Consider the following 18,356-nt stretch of genomic DNA (forward strand, 5'->3'; position numbering starts at 1 on the left):
CGCGATCCCGCACGACCGGTCGGGTCGAGCCACCACGTCCACAACGTGATCCTGCAGTACATCTCCCGCCGACCCGGCGGGTCCGCCACTTTCTGCGACACCCGCCCTGCATACCGTGATCGTGATCCACTAAGCTGGGGCCTCCTCGACCCCACCCCCGCTCTCAGTCGAGGGGACACGATGATCGACAGTGACCCGTCCGACCTCGGATTCGCGGGCGCCGCGAGCGCGCGCGTCTACGACTACTCCCTCGGCGGCAAGGACAACTACAGCGCCGACCGCGAAGCCGCCGCCGCCGCGCTCGCCGCGCACCGCGTCGCGCACCTGCTGCCCCGCGAGAACCGCAAGTTCATGCGGCGCGCCGTCCGTTACCTGCTGGAGGCGGGCGTACGGCAGTTCGTCGACGTCGGCTGCGGGTTGCCCGGCAAGGGCAACGTGCACGAGGTCGCCGGACGTGCCGCCCCGGACGCGCGGGTCGCCTACGTCGACCACGACCGCGTCGCCGTCGTCCACTACCAGGCGCTGCTGCACTCGGTCCCGGGCGCGACGGCCGTGCACGGCGACGCCCGCCGCCCGCACGAGATCATCGGACATCCCGAGGTGACGGCGCTCATCGACTTCGACCGGCCGGTCGGCGTACTGATGATCTCGGTGCTGGGCCACGTCCGCGACGAGGACGACCCGGAGTCGACCGTCCGGGCGTTCCGGGACGCGATGGCGCCCGGCAGCCACCTCGTCGTCTGCGATTTCCTCGCCGACAACCTCACCGCGGACGACTGGGCCGCGCATCGCAAGCTCACCGAGCAGATCGGGATCCACCTGGCGTTCCGCTCGGCCGAGCGGCTGGCGGGCCTGTTCGGCGGCCTCGACGTCGTCGAGCCCGGTCTGGTGCACGCTCCCGAGTGGCGCCCCGACCGTCCCTACGAGCCGGCCTCCGGATGGCTGCTCGCGGGCGTCGGCCGCAAGCCCTGACCAGTGCCCCCGCCACCGTCCCGGACCGTCAGACGATGATCTTGACGGTGGATCCGGCGCGGTCCTTGGTGACGCGCAGCTGCGCGGGGATGCGGGCCCGCAACTCGGCGACGTGGCTGACGATGCCGACCGCCCGGCCGCCGTCGCGCAGCCCGTCCAGGACGTCCATGACCTCGTCGAGGGTCTCCTCGTCGAGGGTCCCGAAGCCCTCGTCGACGAACAGCGTGCCGATCTCGGTGCCGCCGGCCTCGGCGGTGACCACGTCGGCGAGGCCGAGTGCGAGCGACAGGGAGGTGATGAACGACTCGCCGCCCGACAGCGTCACCGGGTCGCGCTCCAGCCCCGTCCAGGCGTCGGCGACGCGCAGCCCGAGGCCGCCCGCGCTCTTGCTGCGGTCGCCCAGCGCCTTCTCGGTCGTGTGGACGAGCGCGTAGCGGGTCCCGGACATGCGGGCGAGCCGCTCGTTCGCGGCGGCGACGACCTGCTCCAGCCGCGCCGCCAGCACGTACGCCGACAGCGACATCGCGTGCCGGTTCGCGGTGGACTTCCCGGAGGCGAGCCCGGCGAGCCGCTCGGCGACCGCGTGCCGCGACTGCGCCGGGCGCCACGCGCGGACGGCCCCGTCCAGTTCGGCGCGCAGCTCGGCGATGCGGTCGCAGCGGAGCCGAGCGCGGTCGGCGGCGGACGCGACACCGGTGTGCGCGGCCTCGGCGGCGGCGAAGGCCGCCTCCAGGCCGGGCAGGTCGGGGGCGGGCTCGGCCGCCGCCGAGCGCAGCGCGGGATCGGCGAGCCGGTCGCGGACGGCGGCCTCCTCGCCGTCGAAACGGCGGAGCCTGTCGCGCAGCGCGGCCTGGTCCTCGTCCGCCATCGCGGCACCGAGCACCTCGTCGGGGGTGCGGAAGCCCTCCGCCTCGGCGGCGGCCTTCGCGGCGGCGCGGGCCGCGGCCAGTTCCCCGGCCGCAAGGTCGGCGGCGCGGAGCGCGTCGACGGCCTCGGCGAGCGCGCCCGCCTCGCGGCCGAGCCGGGCGACACGAGCCTCCAGGGTGCCGTCGGCACCGAGCGCCTCGGCCAGCTCGCCGCGCAGCCGCGTGCCCTCGGCCGACAGCTGACCGTCGAGGGCGCGGTGCTCGGCCAGGGCCTGGCCGAGCCCGGCGTGCTCGTCCCGGACGCGGTCGAGTTCCTGCTCGTCGCGGTGCAGGGCGGCCTCCAGCCGCTCGGCCTCCGCGGCCACGGCGTTCGCGGCATCGAGGGACCGCTCGGCCTCGGCCAGCCCGGCGCCGAGCGCCTCAACGGTCGCCTCACCGGCGCTCTCCAGGAGCCCGTCGCGTTCCGTGCGCCGCGCCTCGACCTCGGCGGTGGCCGACTCCCGGACGCCCTGCACCGCATCGGCCTCGGCCTGTGCCTCGTCCACCTGCTCCTCGGTCGGGATCAGTGCGAGCGAGGTGACGGGGGCGGGATGCTCGGTCGCGCCGCAGACCCGGCAGGGTTCGCCGTCCACCAGGTCCTCGGCGAGTACGGCGGCCATCCCGTCCAGCCGCGCCTGCCGGAGATCGAGGACGCGCTGCCGGGCGCCCTGGGCGGCGTCAACGGCCGCGTGCCTCGCCGCCTCCGCCTCGGCGAGCAGGTGTTCGACCTGGTCGCGGCGCTGCGCCGCGTCCAGCCTGCGCTGCGCGGCGTCCACGGCCGCCAGCGCGCCGGATCGCCCCGCGGCGGCGGCGCGCGCCTCGTCCAGCCCGGCGCGACGCTCCTCGACCCGGCCGGGAAGCTCGGCCAGGGCCGCGGCGGCGCGGGCCTCCTCGGGCTCCAGCCGCGCCAGCTCCGCGGCCAGACGGCCACGCTCGTCCTCGATCTCGCGAAGCCGGGCGGCCTTGCCGCGCATGCCCTCCAGCGCCGCGACCTCGTCACGGCGCTGCCGCTCGGCCTTGACGAGGACGTCCTCCGGCGCGTTCGGCGGCAGCATCGTCGCGACCCGCGAGCGGGTCTGGTCCGCCCAGCGGCGCGCGTGCCGGGCCCGCTCGTGCCGGTCGGCGACCGCCCGCACCAGCGGAACGACACGGTCGGCGCGGGCCGCGGTGTCGAGCCGCGAGGCGACCTCGGACCGTTCCGCGGCGCGCTCGGCGAGCGCGTCGCGGCGAACCAGCGCCTCCGCGTGCCGCCGCTGCCGGTCGGCGAGGTCCGCGCCGCCGCGGAGCGCCTCGCGGGCGGCCTCCAGCGTGCCGGCGGCACCCGCGCGCAGTTCCTCGGTCACGACACGGACGTCCTCGTGGACGCCGGCCAACTCGGCCGCCCACGCGGGCAGGCCCGCCACGTCGGCGGACGGTTCCGGCATCGGTTCCCCGCGGCGCGGCTGCGGGACGGCCGCGCGTTCCCGCCGCGGCGCCGCGGCGCCGGTCGCCTCCGCGACGCGGTCTGCGATGGACACGGCCCGCGCTCCCAGCTCGCCGGCCTCGCGGCCGGTGGCGGCGCGGCGGTCGGCCAGCCACTTCTCCACCTGCGCGAACACCTCGGTCGCGAACAGCCGCTCCAGCACCTTGCGGCGTTCGTCGGCCCCGGCGCGCAGGAACCCGGCGAACTCGCCCTGCGGCAGCATCGCCACCTGGCAGAACTGGTCGGCGTCCATGCCGAGCAGGCTCTTGACCAGGTCGGCGGTCTCGTCGATCCGGGTCGAGTGCCCGAACCACGCGCCGTCGGCGAACTCCTCCAGCAGGACTTTGTGGTTCTCCTTCTTGGTGCCGTCCCCCCGAAGCTTCGGCCGCTCCCACTCCGGAGACCTGGTGAGCCGCATGCGGCGCCCCCGGATCGTCGTCTCCAGCACGACACGCGGCACGGCGCCGGGCGACGCATGATCGCTGCGCAGGCCCTTGACCGCCCTGCGCGCGCCGGGGACGCGCCCGTAGAGCGCGAAGCACACCGCGTCGAGCACGCTGGTCTTGCCCGCGCCCGTCCGGCCCTGGATGAGGAACAGCCCGGCGTCCGACAGCGCGTCGAAGTCGATCTGCTCCGTCCCGGAGAAGGGCCCGAACGCGGTGACCTCCAGCCGGTGCAACCTCACGCGAGGGACTCCTTCCGACGGCAGTGCTCGAACGCCTCGTGCAGCAGGTCGCGCTCGGCCGCGCTCGCCGGCCCGTCGGTCACCTCGGCGACGAAGTCGCCCGCGATGTCCAACTCGGACCGCTCGCGTACCCGTTCGGACCAGGTACGCCCGGCACCGGCCTCGCGGCCGCCGGGTTCGAAACCGAGGACGAGCGCGTGCGGGAAACGGCGACGCAGCCGCTCCATCGCCGCGGACGGGCGGCGCGGGTCGGTCAGCGTCACCTGGAGCCAGCGGTCCTCGTACGGCTCGAACGAGGCGTCGGCGAGCAGGTCCTCGATGCGGCCGCGGATCCGCGCGATCCGGCGCGGGACCGGGGCTTCCGCGAACTCCGCGGCGACCCCGTCGGCGCGCAGGTCCACCAGCCACGAACCCTTGACCTGATGCTCCTCGGAGAAGGAGTAGGCCAGCGGCGAGCCCGAGTAGCGGACGCGGTCGGTGACGGGCCAGGCACCGTGCAGGTGGCCAAGGGCCGCGTAGTCGACGCCCTCGAACACCGACGCGGGAACGTGAGAGGAGCCGCCGACGGAGATGTCGCGCTCGCTCTCGCTGGCCTCGCCGCCGGTCACGAAGGCATGCGCCAGCACGACCGACCGCACGCCGGGGCCGCGCCGCGCGGCGTCGGCCCGGACGCGGCGCATCGCCTCCGCCAGCGTCGCGGCGTGGCTGCGCTCGTCGAGGTCCCACGGCTGCCGGACGAGCTCGGGTTCCAGGTAGGGGATGCCGTAGACGGCCGTGTCCTCGACGAGGACCGGCTCCCCCACCCGCGCGAAGTCGGTGCGGACATGCACCCCGGCGTCGTCCATCAGCGCCGACCCGAAGCCCAGGCGGCGGGTGGAGTCGTGATTGCCCGCGATGAGCACGACCCGGGTGAGCCCCTTCAGCCGCCCGAGCGTGTCGTCGAACAAGCGGACGGCGTCCACGGGTGGCAGCGCCCGGTCGTAGACGTCACCGGAGATCAGCACGCAGTCGACCCGCTCCGCCCGGACCGTATCGACCAGATGGTCGACAAAGCTCTGCTGGGCCGCCATCAGGTCCTCGCGGTGGAACGATCTCCCCAGGTGCCAGTCGGAGGTGTGCAGGATTCGCATGTCCCGGCAACCATAGGCACCCCCTCCGACACATCCCGCGCAGAAACGCCGTGTTGCTTTCAATCTCGGTGAAGAGGGCGCGCCTGGCGGCTCGACCTTCCTCACCGTCCCTGGGCGAGCGCGACATGGCTTCGCGATCGGCCCGGGTGAGGCCTTGCCTCCGGCATCGCCCCACCCGGGCCGGTAACGCGCTCGCGTGATCGCTGAGGTCAGAGCGAAACCGGCTCTTCTCATGGGTATCCGGCCGGTGGCACCGGAGGACGGCTCTAGGCTTGCTGGCGTGAGCGAGCGTCCTTATGTGCTGCTGAGCTGTGCGATGTCCGTCGACGGATACATCGACGACGCGACTCCTGAGCGGCTGCGGTTGTCGAGCCCGGCCGACTTCGATCGGGTGGACACGGTGCGGGCCGGGTGCGACGCGATCCTGGTGGGCGCGGGGACGGTACGCGCCGACGATCCCCAGCTGCTGATCCGTTCGCCCGCGCGCAAGGAGCAGCGCGCGGCGCGCGGGATGCCGTCCGACCTGACGAAGGTGACGCTGACCTGGAGCGGCGACCTGGACCCGGCCGCGAAGTTCTTCACCACGGGCTCCGCCCCGAAGCTCGTCTACGCCCCGGCGGGCACCGCGGGCGACCTCGCCGCGCGGCTGGGCGACCTCGCCGAGGTCGTCGACGCCGGCGAGCCGCTCACCCTGGACACCGTCCTCGGCGACCTCGCGGCGCGCGGCGTCCGGCGGCTGATGGTGGAGGGCGGCGGCGGGATCCACACGCTGTTCCTGACCGCGGGAGCGGTGGACGAACTGCAACTCGTCGTGGCGCCCTTCCTCATCGGCGACCCCTCCGCACCGCGGTTCGTGGGCTCGGGCGTGTTCCCGCAGTCCCCGGAGCACCCGATGCGGCTGGAGGAGATCACCCGCATCGGCAATCTGGCACTGCTGCGCTTCCTCACCGGGGCGGGGCGTGGATGACCTCGGCTGGCTCGGGCTGGCCTGCGACCTCGCCCGGCTGTGCCCGCCGTCCACGACGGCCTTCTCGGTCGGCGCCGTCATCGTGGACGCCAACGGACGCGAGATCGCCCGCGGTTTCTCCCGCGAGGGCGACCCGCACGACCACGCCGAGGAGGCCGCGCTCGCCAAGGCGGGCATCCTCGTGGGGCGGGCCGGGCGCCTGCGCGGCGCGACGGTCTACAGCTCGCTGGAGCCGTGCGGCGCCCGGGCCTCGCGCCCGCGCCCGTGCGCGGAGCTGATCGTCGCGTCCGGCGCGCGGCGCGTGGTGTTCGCGTGGCGGGAGCCGTCCCTGTTCACGGCCGGAACGGGCGCGGAGATCCTCGCGGCGGCGGGCGTCGAGCCGGTCGAGCTGCCCGAGCTCGCCGACCGGGCCCGCGAGCCCAACGCCCACCTGCTCTGACCGCCGGATCAGGGGCCGACCGCCTGCCTGGAGCACCGATCCATCCCGCGGCCGGCACGACATCACAGGTCGGGTGCCGCCGGGACGAAGAGGGCGTCGTAGGGCTGCTGCTCGACGCGTCCGGTGAGGTCACCGAGGTAGGCGCGTCCCAGATCCTGCTCGGCGCCCTCGCGGGAACGGGTTACGACCTCGGCTCGGTGGACCTCGCTCCGGGGGACCTGCTGCTGTGCGTCACCGACGGGATCACCGAGCGGCGCGACGGCGAACGGCAGCTCGACGACAAGGGGCTGGCCACCCCCCTCTTCAGTCGCGCCGGGGCGCGGTGCGCGACTTCAGCCCCCACCCGCTGAACGACGACGTGCCAGCCTCGCCTGCCGTGTGGAGCAGCCGGTCAGGTCAGCGGCGACACCGTCCAGCCGTGCCGGGTGCGGCAGCCCCGCACCGCCTCCGGGGACGCGGCGCCCGTGACCAGCAGGCGGACGCCCGGCACCGGGACCGTGTCGTGGTCGAAGGCGATCGCGCGAAGCTTGGTGGGCGTCACGACGGCCGCCGTCGCCCGCTGCCGGACGATCGCATCGAGCAGCGCGCCCGCGCCGGTGCCGGACACGCCGGCGAGCAGCGCCCCCTGGGTGAGGCACAGGTCGACCAGGCCGAGCCAGGTCGGCGTGGAAACGTCCCGTCCGCACAAAGCGAGCACGTCCCCGTCACCGAGGCCCGCCACCCCACCCAGCCGGTAGAGGTCCGCTAGGCGGTCGGCGTGCGTCATCTCCTCGGACGGCCCGCACAACCGCAGCGCGGTGTCGCGAAGCGGGTCGGGCGGTGGGACCGGGAAGGTCTCGCCGGACACCTCGTCCATCAGGCGGACGAACCGAGTCGCGCCGGGGACGTCCCCGAACGCGAAGACCTGCCGGACGTAGCAGCGTTCCGTCGCGGCCACGGCCTGCCCGGCGCCCTCCATTCCGGTCAGCAGGAAGCGGGCGCCGCACTCGTTCATCATCGCGGCGAGCTCGGCGGCGTCCGCGCCGGCCCGCAGCAGGGCGGGCACGGCTCCCGCGGCGGTGATCGCGTGCACGGCGAGGGCGAGGTCACAGGCGCCGGTGACATGGACCGCCCCGACATCGCCGGGACGGACTCCGTGCCGCCGCAGTCCGCACGCGGCGGCCGGGACCGCCGCCGCGAACCGCGCGTAGCCGAGTTCCCCTCCCGAGTCGGTGAGGGCGCTCCGGTCGCCGTACCGGGCGGCGTTGTCGGCCGCGGCGCCCAGTACGACGCGGGTCACCGTGGTCTCGGCAACGGTCGGCGGGGCGGCGGTGTCTCCGTCGGGCATGGGCCGACGGTATGCCGCCCGCATCGCGGACCACATCCGAAGAAGTGTGTAGGCACGTGTGTAGCTCACGACCGCGGGCCGAGCCGCCCGAGGATGAAAACGCGCTCGTGGTCGTCGGCGAAGGCCGCGTCGCCGGTGGGCACCCACCGCGCGGGTTCGGCCGCGGCGGGGACGCGCACGCACAGTTCGCCCCGCCGGTAGGACGGCTGGACGGCGCGCGTCCGCGGGTGGACGATCCGCCAGGACACACCCGGGAGCCCGCGCCCGACCGAGTCCAGCGCGCCCTCCTCGTCGGCCCACAGGTTGAGATGGGTGATCCCGGCGGCCTCGGCCACCCCGTACGCCCTGCGGACGGGGCACCCGACCCGCGCCGCCGCCGCGCGCGCGTCCTCGGCGGCGAGCGGCCCCCCGGCGGCCACGACGGCACGCAGGGACCCGAGATCGAAGTGAGTGGCGGTGCGTCCGCGGGCCAGCGCCTCCACGAGAGGTGGCGGCAGCACGGCCACCGTGACGCGGTGGTCCTGGATAGCCCGCAGCAGGTCATGGCGGCCCGCTTCGGGGAGCGCGACGACGGTGGCGCCGAGCCGCAGCACCGGGTTGAGGACGCCGTTCAGCCCGATCGCGCTCGCGAACGGCAGCGCGGTGAGCACGATGTCATCACCCCCGATCAGGCCCGCCTCCGCGACGCGGACCAGCCCCGCGACGACCTCAGCGTGTGTCAGCCGCACGACACGCGGAGGCCCGTTTCCGGCCCGGACGGCCAGGGCGGTGTCGTGCGCGGGATCGGCCCGGACGTTCGGCGCCGCGGTCCGGGCGCCGGACCGGCCACCGAGACCGAGACCGAGACCGAGGACCCTCTCCACGCCGGCCGCCCTCGCCACCGTCAGGAGCCTGTCGGCCGGCCCCGACCCGGCGATCATGACCCGCATCCCCGCGTTGTCCAGCAGCTCGGCCGGATCCGCCGCCCGAAGCGGGAGCGGCACCGCACCCACGGCCAGCAACGCATGTAAGGCGACCGCGAACTCGGGACCGTCCGGCAGGTGCAAACCCACCACATCACCGGGACCTATGCCGCTGTCCGTCAGCGCCGCCGACGCGGGCGCGACCTCGTCCGCCAGCGCGGCATGGGTGATGGAGCGGCCGGACACCCCGTCCACCACCGCGCGCCGCCCGGACGCGCGGCCCGGACACAGGACCGCCTCCGTCACCGTCACCACGGGATAGGCCACACCGACACCGTAGAAGATCATGCCGCCGAGGCTAGATCGGTGCCTCCTCCGAGACATGCCCTGAACCGAGCAAACGACTGCGTATTCACACCGCCCGCACCGTGTACACAGCAGGCCAGCAATCAGTGTCGACCGGCGGTGAACCACCGGCGCAACCGATGACCGGCATGGTCAGGCGCTCTCAAATCGCCCACTTCGAGACAGATCAGATCGCCATCAACGCATTCCACGAAACCACTGGAGCACTACCACCAGCTCGGTGCCTCTGGCCGCGCCCGGCTACAGACCGCGTCAGAGATCTCTCGTCGGCCCGTTGGTGACCGCCCAGGCGGCGACCTGCGCGCGTGAGGAAAAGCCGAGTTTGGTGAGGATGTTGGTGACGTGCCGCGCGACGGTCGCGGGGCTGATCACCAGCTCTTCGGCGATACCGCGGTTGCTCAGCCCCCGCGCGACCAGCGCGACCACCTCTCGCTCTCGGGCGGTGAGCAGACCCGCCCCCAGCTTGGCCGCTGAAGGCGAGGACGCCTGCGGATAGGGGGCAGGCTCCCGCGCGGCGGGCACTCTCGGTGCCGCCCCACCAGCAGAAAGAGAGCCAGAAGGAGCACACCCCTCCTGGTCGACGAACTCACCCGGCGCCGTCCCTTCAGACGGAACGGAAGAAGACGAACCAGCGGCAACAGCGCCTTCTCGTCCGGGGCCTCGATCCGAAACCACCCCCCCCAGACGAGACAGAACCAGACGAGACAGGGGAACCAGAACCGCGAGAAGCACGCCCCTCCGGTTCGACGAGTCCACCCGGCGCCGTCTCCCCGGTTCGAGCGGAGGGAAGCCAACCAGAGGCAGCATCGCCTTCTCGCCCGGCGAGCTGGGTCGGCTGGGGCGCCTCTCGTGGATGAGGGGTGAGAGAACCGGACGCGGCTTCGTCTAGCCGGCCGGTGAGTCTGACCGGTGGCGTTTCCTCGGAGGGGACTGTGGGGGCGGGGGACTGCTCTGGTGTGGTGGACGGTCCTCCTGCTACTGCGGTGGGCGCGGTGGGGTGAAGGGCGTAGGCGACCGCGTCGTCGGCGGGCATGGCGCACCCTTCCGCCCAGAACTGGGTGACGAGGGCGTCGCCCAGTTTGCGGCGGATCGGGGCGAGGGTGCGTTCCCTGCGGGCGCCCGCGCCGGGGTGCCGGCCCGCGGCTTCGCGCAGGGCGGACGCGGCCGCGGCCAGCAGGACCGCGCCGCGAGGGTCGCCCTCGCGGGCGAGGAGGTCGGAGAACGCCTCCAGGGCGCGGGCCACGTCCAGGCGGATGCCGGACGAACGGCTCAAGGTAAGGCTCTGTGCCAGGGCCTCGCGCGCACCCGCGGCGTCCTGGCGCTCCAGGGCGACTCGGCCAAGGCCGGCTAGGGCGCGGGCCATCTCCGGGCGGGCGCCGATCTCGGCGAGGATCGGCAGGACCTCGGCGTAGTGACCGCGCGCCGCGTCGTGGTCGCCGCGCAGTTCCGCCAGGCGGCCGAGGCCGATCATGGCGTGCGAGGCGCCCCAGAGCTGCCCGATGTCCCGCATGATCGCGGCGGCGTCCGTAAGACGGTCGCGGGCCTCGCGGCGGCGCGATCCGCGGATCAGCAGGTAGCCGCGGGTGGCCAGGGAGTAGGCGCGGTTCCACTCCTGGCCGGGTGCGGCGGCGATGGCGTCGGCCTCGTCCAGCCGGGCGACGGCGTCGGCCGTGCGGCCGGCGCGGGTGAGCGCCTCGGCGATCGTGATCAGCGAGCACGCGGTCATGAAGTCGTCGCCGGACGCGCGGCAGGGGGCGAGCGCTTCTTCGGCGTACCGTTGCGCCTGCGCGAAGTCCCGGCCGCCGGCGGCGAGTTGCGCCCGGCCGGCGAGGCCGGCGCCGCGCACGCGGGCGGGAAGGGCGGGACCCCGGGTGAGGAACCGGTCGGTCCACTCGGCCCATTCTGCGACCCGACCGCGGACGATCCAGAATGTCCGTAGGGCGGTGCATATCCGCAGGCCCTCCTCGATGTCGCCGTGCTCCAGGGACCAGGAGAGCCCGGCGCGGACGTTGCCGAGTTCCGCGTCGTACAGGCGGAACAGGGCGACCCGCTCCTGCCAGGACGCGCGGATCTCCGCGACGGCGATCTCGCCGTGCCGTTCGGCGGCCTCCAGGACCGCGTCCCGGTGGCGGAGTCGGAACGCCGCGTCCTCGCCCGCGGCGTCCAGCCGCTCGGCGGCGTACTCGCGGATGCTGTCGATCTGCCGGAACCGGACCTCGCCCGCCGTCTCCCCCGCGACGGCGACGAGGGACTTGTCGACCAGTGCGGTGAGAAGATCGAGGATCTCGCCAGTGTCCAGGGCGTCGTCGCCGCAGACGTGCTCGGCCTGGTCGAGGGTCCAGCCGGCGAAGACCGACAGGCGGCGCAGCAGCATCCGCTCCGGGTCGCCGAGCAGGTCGTGGCTCCAGTCGATCGCCGCGCGCAGCGTGCGCTGCCGGAGCGGTGCCGAGCGGTCGCCGGCGCTCAGCAGCCGGAACCGGTCGGCGAGGCGCCGCGCGATCTGCTCGACCGACAGGACCCGCACTCGGGCGGCGGCCAGCTCCAGCGCCAGCGGCACCCCGTCCAGGGCGCGCGTGACCTCCTCGACGGCGCCCGTCCGGTCGAATCCGGGGCGCGCGGCACGGGCTCGCTCGACGAACAGCCGCGCCGCGTCGTCCGGCTCCAGGGGCGGCACCCGCCACACGTTCTCGCAGGGCAGTTGCAGCGGCTCGCGGCTGGTGGCGAGGACGCGCAGCCGCGGGCAGCGCGCCAGCAGCATCCCGGTCAGCGCCGCGCACTCCTCGACGACGTGTTCGCAGTTGTCCAGGACGAGCAGCACCGAGGGCCCGTGCAGTGCGTCCGCGAGCGTCTCGGCCAGGGCACGACCGTCCTCCTCGGTCACGTCCAGGACCGCGGCCACGCGCCGGGCGATCGGCTCGGGCGTCCCACCCGGCTGGACGTCGGCCAGCTCGACCAGCCACACGCCCTCGGGGTGGGCGGCGACCATCGCGTGGGAGACGTGCAGCGCCAGCCTGGTCTTGCCGATGCCGCCGGGACCGCACAGGGTGACAGCCCGCATGTCCCGTAGCAGCCGGACGAGGTCCTGCACGTCGCGGTCGCGACCGACGAACGCGTTGGGCTCCGCCGGGAGGTTGGTCCTCGCGGGGGTGTTCAGCGCTGTCATGCTCCCTGCCGTGTCCGAAGGGCCCGGCCCGGTGCGTTCTGTACCCGGTGCACCTTGCGGGGCCCGCGACGTCCCGTGACTCTAGAGCGTGAGTGTCGCATCGCTGTGCGTGTCGCGTCCGCCGTTTCGCGGTCTTGATTCCCCGGCCCGCGCCCGCCGATTCCACCTTGGCGGCCACGGGGCCGTACCGTAGTGCGCCGTGTCCCCCACCTCCGAGAAAGGCTCCGGTACGGCCGCCAGCCTGGACGACGCGCTGGTCGGCGAGGCGGTGCTGGGCGTGTACCGGCAGATGTTCGCCGCACTGGCCCGCGACAGCGGCGCCGTCGTGGACGATCCCGAGCTGGTGGACGTCGCCGAGACCCTTCTCGCCGCGTTCGCCGACGCGGGCGAAGAGGGGTTGAGCCGCGAGCAGATGCGGTACGTGTGCCGCCGCTACCCGCCCGAGGTGTTCGAGAATCGGCTGCGGGTGCTGAAGGGGCTCGGCGCGGTCCGCGAGGTGTTCCCGAAGCCGAACCAGCTGCGCTACCGGGCGTCGTTCACCAGCGTGGTCGGGCTGATGTTCGTGCGGCGGATGATGCTGGACGGCGGGCAGAGCGAGATGCATCGGCTCCTCGCCCTGGAGCAGCTCAACGTGGCCGACCCGCGCATGACGCCAGAGCAGGCACGGGACGGGGCGGACGGCCTCGCCCGCGCCTTCCGGCTGTGGAGCGTCGAGCTCGTCACCCTGACGAACGGGACGATCGAGGAGCTGCGCGAGCAGGCGCCGAAGCTGTGGGGCACCGAGGAGATCCTGCTGCGCGCCGAGCGGTTGCACGGCGCAATCCTGCGCCGCTGGCCGCAGCTCGACCGCACCTGCACCGACCTGCGCGCCGCGATCTACGCCTACGGCGACGCGTCCCGCCGGGCGGCGGCGCGGCTGTCGGACTCGGCGGGCACGACCCGCAACCTGACCCTGCTGCCGCCCGAGACCTGGCGGACGTTCGCCCGCACCGCCTCCCGCGAGGACCTCGCGGCCGTGCTGGACGGGTTCGTGTTCGACGCGGCGGCGCCCTGGCATGAACCGTCGGCCGTGGTGACGGCCGTCGAGGACGGCCCGCGCGCCACCCCCGCCCGGCCCGCCCCGCCGCGCCCGTCCGTCCCCGACACCGGGCTGTCGGACGACACCGGGTCGGACAGCGCCACCGTGGAGCGACTTCGCGAGATCGCCGAGCAGACCCTGCGCGGCCGCGACCGGGTCGCGGTGGAGGACGTCCTCGCACGGGACTGGGTGACGGCGCGCCGCGTGCTGGCGGACCTGTCCTCCGTGCATCTGCATCCCGAGTTGCCCTACCGGCTCGTCTGGTCGGACGGCCTGACCGTCCGCCTTGAGGGCTCCCCCACCTGGATGTCCCCCGGCTGGTTCGAAAGGGCGACCCCGTGAGTGAAGAGCCGGTGAGCGTGGAGCCGGTGAGCGTGAACCCGCAGGCCATGGCCCGCGCCCGAGCCCGCGTCCTGGGTACTCCGGCGACGGCCGTGTCAGAGCCCATGCCCGCCGGCACCAACGGAGTATCGGACGGCACGCACGTATGGCTCCTGCCCATCTGGCCGGACGGCGCCACGCCCGCCGTCCTGGAGGAGTACGAGACGGCGCCGATGCCGCTGGACCGCGCGGGGCAGGCCCGCCGCGTGCTCGCCGCCGTGCTTCGCTGCTGCTGGACACGTCTGGACGATGCCCCCTGGCCCGGAACGCCGGCGAAGGTCGCGGACGTCCTGGAGGTCTACGCGGGCATGTCGCGCGGTGACGCCGATCTCGCCCGCCGGTGGGCGACCGGCGAACTGCGCCGTCTGGCAGAAACCGGCTGGCTTCTCCTGGACGAGCCGTCCGGCACGGTGCGTTCTGGCCCCCGCGTCGCCCTGTGGGCCGACCAGTCGCTCGCGTCCCTGCGTGACCTGCTGCGCCGTCTCCCCGAACCACCCGCATCGTCGCCCCCCTCGGCACCGGATTCCTCGTCTGAACCAGAGTCTCCCTCCCGTCCGGGCCCCGCGGCCACGACTTCGGCAACTGTGGATAACCTGCCGGAGGACCTGGATGAGTGAGGTGTTCGAGCCCCTGCTGCGGTCCTTCGACGAGCGGCGGCGGGCCGAGGTCGTCGCGGCGTACATGGCGGTGGAGCACGCCGCCGAGCCGGTGCCGGAGGTGCGGTTCGCGGCCCTGCGGGAACCGGCGCTGCGGCGGACGGTCGAGGGGATGCTCGCGCTGAGCGGGCGGACGCTGGTCCGCTCGGAGCAGACCCGGTGGATCTCCGGCTACCGCGACGACGTCGCGGCGGAGCTGGCGGCGGACCCCGCGTGCGTCCCACCGGTCCAGGAACGGGCGGTGCTGACGCTGGTGCTGATCCACTCGGTGGCGATCCCGCGCGCGGCGGGCCTGCTGGCGGACGACTCGTGGCTGTCGCCGCATCCGACGCCGTTGGAGGAGTTGCGCCGCCGCACACAGCTCCCGGTCGGGGAACTGGAGGCCGCGCTGCGGCGGCTGCGGCTGGCCGGTCTGGTGTCGCAGGTCAAGGCAGGCGCGGACGACGCGGGCGGCTTCGTCCCGGGGCCGCAGTTCCACCGGTTGACGGCCGGGGCGCGGCGCCGCCTGCAGGAGGAACTGATCCTCGCCGCCGGGCCGGACTCGCCGCTGGCCGCGGCGATCCGGGCGCGCCGCCGGGGACGGGAACGCGATCAGGGGGAGAACAGATGACGGCCGTCCTCGAACCGCTGGTGCCAGGCCCCGCGCGCGACGCCGAGAACATCGTCGGCGACCGGACGCTCGTGGCGGTGCAGGCGGTCAACATCTCACGGCTGTCGACGCATCCGGTGCCGACCGTGCCGGGGACGCTGATAGTGGTGGCCGGTCAGGGGCCGAAGGACTCCAACGGCGCAGGTAAGTCGTCGTTCATCGCTGCCATCACCGCGCTCCTGGGGGACGAGCAGTGGCGGTTCGCGTCCGGCGCGCGGGCGGTGGCGGAGCTGCTGTTCAACGCCGAGCTCGCGGCGCAGGGAGACAGCCGCTGGGCGAGCGCCGACCACGGCTACATCGTCGGCGTCTTCGACTATGCGGAGCCGCCCGGCAAGACGCCATCTCGCGTGACCGCCGATGGTGGATCCAACGGCAAAAAGTCCGCTGGCGGGGACGGCGCCGGTGAGCACACCGACGAGACGTCCGACGACGAGAATTCCACCGGGCCCGACGCCGGGCCCGACGCCGGGACGGACGGCGAGACCGCCGTCACCGTGTGGCTTCGCGTGAACGTGGACGCTCCGCATCTGGAGATCCGGTGGCGCCGGGGGGTGTGGCTGGCGTCGGCGCCGTCCGAGGCCGGGCGGGTGGCGCTCGCCGACCGGCTGTGGGCGGGTCTGCCGCGCAGCGCGGGCCGCCGGGACCTGGTCGCCAAGGATCTCGGCCGCGTCCTGTACGGGGGGCAGGTGCGATGCGTGTCGTTCCTGTCGACGTCGGTGCGGTCGAAGGTCGCGACGAACCTGCTGTCCCAGCCGCTGAACGAGATCGGCCCGGAGCGGATCTTCAGCGCCATCGCGGCGCTGACCGGGCTGGACAGGGAGCTGGAGGCCGAGCGCAAGTCCCGCGCGGAGGAGCACCGCGAGCGCGCCAAGGCGGCGGAGGCCACCGAGCGGCTGGCCGAGTGGGAGCGCGAGGCGGCGGCGCTGCTGAGGACGTTCGACCGTCGCGACCGGGCCCGCGACGAGGTGGCGGCGGCGCTGCGGCACTGGCGCACGCGGCAGGCGCGGCTGCTGGTGGACGCGGCGGAGGCCGACACCGCGCACGCCGCCGAGCAGGAGCGGCTGCGCGCCGAGGGCGAGGAACTGGCGGCCGCGGCGAAGGCGGCCGACCGGGAGATCGAGCAGCTCACCGGCGGCGCGCTGGACGCCCGGCTCGGCGAGGCGGACGCGGCGCTCGCCGACCTCAAGGGGCAGGCGGACAAGCTGGGCGCGGACAAGGCCGTCGCCCGCAACCGACTCGACGAGCTGCGCCGGCAGGTGTCGGCGCTGGAGGAGCGGCAGCGGGAGGCGGACGGACGCGACGGCGCGACCGCGCGCGCGGAGCTGGCCCAGGCCGAGGCGCGCCGCGACGAGGCGCAGCAGGAGTTCGGTATGGCGCGGGGCGCGGTCGCCCGCGCCGAGCGCTCGCTGGCCGAAGCCGAGGCGGGCGAGAGCAGCGCGCCCGCGCAGCTCCGGGCGCTGGCCGCCGCCGGGATCACCGCGGTCGGGCTGCTGGACGCGGTGGAGCTGGCGGAGGACGTCCGGGACCGATGGGAGGCCGCCCTGTGGCCCTATCGAGAGGCCGTCGTCGTCGGCACCGCCGATCTGAACGCGGCGGCGGGTGCTCTGAAGGACCTGCCCGGATCCATGATCGTCCCGGCCCACGCCGAGTCGGCCGGCGCCGCGGCGACCAAGGCCGGCCCGACGGATGCGGGTGCGGCTGCGCAACACCCACGGGGCGTCCAATGCGATCGGCCGTTGGGCGCCTTCTTCACGTCGTTGGAGAACGAGGCCGTCGTCATCATCGGCGGGTTCCCCGAGGCCGTCACGGGGAAGGTCGCGCGGGTGCAGGCCGCCCGTGCGGCGCTGGAGGCGGCGAACGAGGCACTGGAGAAAGCGCGGCAGACGACGTCGGATGCCGCCGCCGACGTGACGCTCGCGGGAAGGCGACTCGCGGGGGCGCGTGCGTCCGCCGAGCTGGACGACGTCCGCGGACGGATGACGGAGTTGCGCGAGCGGCTTGAGGAGCTCGCGGGCAGCGAGTCCCGGCTTGGGCCGCGCCTCGGGTCGGCGGAGCAGGCGCTGCGCAGGCTCCAGGCGAAGGCGGACACACGCGCGCTGGAGGTGGATCGGCTGCGCGGGCGTAAAGAGGCGCACGACCGGGAGCGCGACAAGCTGCGGCGCGCGGCGTCCGAGCTGGCGGACAAGCGCGCCGCCCTCGGCCTGGACGACCTGGAGAAGGACTGGGGCGGGTCGCGCGACGGCGCCGCCGAATGGCTCGCCGGCCTGGACGACGACGAGGCGACCTGGACGCCCGCCGAATGGTGGCACACCGCCGAGAAGCACCTGTCGGAGGCGCTGCGTCGCGTGTTCCCGGACGGGCCGTCCGATGAGGACATGCCGGAGGAGACGCGCTTCCTGCTGCGCGAGCGCGCCGAGGGCGAGGGGCGCCGCACCGACCGTGAGCAGGCCACGTTCCCGCGGCTGGTGAAGGCGATGGAGGGCTATCTGCGCCAGCAGGAGGACTACGAGCGGCACCAGCGGCGGCAGATCGAGGTGCAGCTGTCGGGGCGCCGCGCCGACCTGGACAAGGCGCAGAAGGGCGCGCGGGAGGCGGCGGGCGCCGCCGAGGCGCATCGCACCGCGTTGACCGCCGCGATCCGCGCGCGACTCCAGCGGGTGTCGGAGGAGTTCGAGAAGCTGGACGTGGCGTACGGCGGGTACGGGGCGACGCTGGAGTTCCCCACGCCCGAGCAGCCGGGCGACCCCGAGCAGGAGTGGCGCTGGCGGGTGACGCCGAAGTGGCGCCGCTCCGACGGGCAGCGCTACGTCCCCTACAACCGGCGCGCGAACACCGCGCTGATGGACGAGAAGGCCGTCAAGCTGGTGTGCGCGGCGGCGCTGGCGAGCTCCGGCGGCGGGCGGCTCTGCCTCGTCCTGGACGAGCTGGGCCGCAACCTCGGCAAGGAGCACCGCAAGGAGGCCGTCGCGCTGTTCCGCAAGATCGGCGAGACGCACGGGATCACCGTGATCGGGGCGCTCCAGGACGACATGGAGCCGTACGCGATCGACGCGTGCGGGCAGTACGTGAAGCTGCGCCGCTCGTCCGACACGATGCCCTACAACGAGCCGCCGGTCGTGGTCGGCTACGACGAGCACGAGCCGCGTGTCCGGAAGCTTGCGGAGCTGATGACGGCGGCGCGGACCGAGCCGGCCGGGGAGACGGCAGGAGAGAGTCCGGGACCGGTCTGAGGAGCGGCCGCGGGGCGGGCTCGGCGTCAAGCGCGGGGCACGCC

14 protein-coding genes are annotated in these 18,356 nt (G+C 74.4%); 8 read left to right on the forward strand and 6 right to left on the reverse strand.

The features are described from left to right. The first annotated feature begins 180 nt into the window (after positions 1–180). Positions 181–972 carry an SAM-dependent methyltransferase gene (locus AMA02S_RS14255; RefSeq protein ID WP_067457745.1) on the forward strand — a complete coding sequence of 264 codons (792 nt, stop codon included), beginning with the start codon at positions 181–183 and terminating at the stop codon, positions 970–972. A 28-nt stretch (positions 973–1,000) separates the two neighbouring features. Here the strand turns inward: AMA02S_RS14255 and AMA02S_RS14260 are convergent, their stop codons facing one another. Beyond that, on the reverse strand, positions 1,001–4,024 hold the full coding sequence (locus AMA02S_RS14260; RefSeq protein WP_067457746.1) for an AAA family ATPase: 3,024 nt from the start codon (positions 4,022–4,024) through the stop codon (positions 1,001–1,003). Beyond that, positions 4,021–5,154 carry an exonuclease SbcCD subunit D gene (locus AMA02S_RS14265; protein WP_067457748.1) on the reverse strand — a complete coding sequence of 378 codons (1,134 nt, stop codon included), beginning with the start codon at positions 5,152–5,154 and terminating at the stop codon, positions 4,021–4,023. Before AMA02S_RS14265 ends, AMA02S_RS14260 begins: the two co-directional genes overlap by 4 nt. 280 nt (positions 5,155–5,434) lie before the next feature. Here AMA02S_RS14265 and AMA02S_RS42840 point away from each other — a divergent pair, with 280 nt between their 5' ends. The 3 genes from AMA02S_RS42840 (at position 5,435) to AMA02S_RS42850 (ending at position 6,910) form a co-directional block, all read left to right on the forward strand. Then, a complete protein-coding gene (locus AMA02S_RS42840) occupies positions 5,435–6,121 on the forward strand; it encodes a RibD family protein (RefSeq protein ID WP_067457751.1) in 687 nt (228 codons plus the stop codon). Then, positions 6,114–6,560 carry a cytidine/deoxycytidylate deaminase family protein gene (locus AMA02S_RS42845; protein WP_067457754.1) on the forward strand — a complete coding sequence of 149 codons (447 nt, stop codon included), beginning with the start codon at positions 6,114–6,116 and terminating at the stop codon, positions 6,558–6,560. The genes AMA02S_RS42840 and AMA02S_RS42845 overlap by 8 nt, the downstream gene beginning before the upstream one ends. Before the next feature lie 107 nt (positions 6,561–6,667). Beyond that, entirely contained in the window at positions 6,668–6,910 is a 243-nt protein-coding gene (locus AMA02S_RS42850; RefSeq protein ID WP_281181890.1) for a SpoIIE family protein phosphatase, read from the forward strand. Positions 6,911–6,951: 41 nt separating this feature from the next. Here the strand turns inward: AMA02S_RS42850 and AMA02S_RS14280 are convergent, their stop codons facing one another. From AMA02S_RS14280 to AMA02S_RS41700, 4 genes are all read right to left on the reverse strand, one after another. After that, a complete protein-coding gene (locus AMA02S_RS14280; protein ID WP_084265138.1) occupies positions 6,952–7,887 on the reverse strand; it encodes an AMP-binding protein in 936 nt (311 codons plus the stop codon). A 65-nt stretch (positions 7,888–7,952) separates the two neighbouring features. Continuing rightward, on the reverse strand, positions 7,953–9,137 hold the full coding sequence (locus tag AMA02S_RS14285) for a class I adenylate-forming enzyme family protein (protein WP_067457760.1): 1,185 nt from the start codon (positions 9,135–9,137) through the stop codon (positions 7,953–7,955). A 270-nt stretch (positions 9,138–9,407) separates the two neighbouring features. Beyond that, complete coding sequence (locus AMA02S_RS41695; protein WP_439951595.1) at positions 9,408–9,677, reverse strand: response regulator transcription factor; 270 nt, start codon at positions 9,675–9,677, stop codon at positions 9,408–9,410. A gap of 82 nt (positions 9,678–9,759) precedes the next feature. Beyond that, positions 9,760–12,318 carry an ATP-binding protein gene (locus AMA02S_RS41700; RefSeq protein ID WP_067457763.1) on the reverse strand — a complete coding sequence of 853 codons (2,559 nt, stop codon included), beginning with the start codon at positions 12,316–12,318 and terminating at the stop codon, positions 9,760–9,762. A gap of 199 nt (positions 12,319–12,517) precedes the next feature. On the opposite strand from AMA02S_RS41700, the gene AMA02S_RS14295 reads away from it, so the two are divergent. The 4 genes from AMA02S_RS14295 to AMA02S_RS44125 are packed head-to-tail and all read left to right on the forward strand — an operon-like array spanning position 12,518 to position 18,312. Continuing rightward, entirely contained in the window at positions 12,518–13,738 is a 1,221-nt protein-coding gene (locus tag AMA02S_RS14295) for a hypothetical protein (RefSeq protein WP_084265141.1), read from the forward strand. Next, on the forward strand, positions 13,735–14,394 hold the full coding sequence (locus tag AMA02S_RS14300) for a hypothetical protein (RefSeq protein WP_245667528.1): 660 nt from the start codon (positions 13,735–13,737) through the stop codon (positions 14,392–14,394). Before AMA02S_RS14295 ends, AMA02S_RS14300 begins: the two co-directional genes overlap by 4 nt. Then, positions 14,387–15,043: a DprA-like winged helix domain-containing protein gene (locus AMA02S_RS14305; RefSeq protein ID WP_067457765.1), complete on the forward strand. Its 657-nt coding sequence runs from the start codon at positions 14,387–14,389 to the stop codon at positions 15,041–15,043. The genes AMA02S_RS14300 and AMA02S_RS14305 overlap by 8 nt, the downstream gene beginning before the upstream one ends. Beyond that, positions 15,040–18,312 (forward strand): coiled-coil domain-containing protein, encoded by a 3,273-nt coding sequence (locus tag AMA02S_RS44125; RefSeq protein WP_084265142.1) that lies wholly within the window; start codon positions 15,040–15,042, stop codon positions 18,310–18,312. The genes AMA02S_RS14305 and AMA02S_RS44125 overlap by 4 nt, the downstream gene beginning before the upstream one ends. Positions 18,313–18,356: the final 44 nt, after the last annotated feature.

It is taken from the genome of Actinomadura macra NBRC 14102 (assembly GCF_001552215.1).
Taxonomy (GTDB): Bacteria; Actinomycetota; Actinomycetes; order Streptosporangiales; family Streptosporangiaceae; genus Spirillospora; species Spirillospora macra.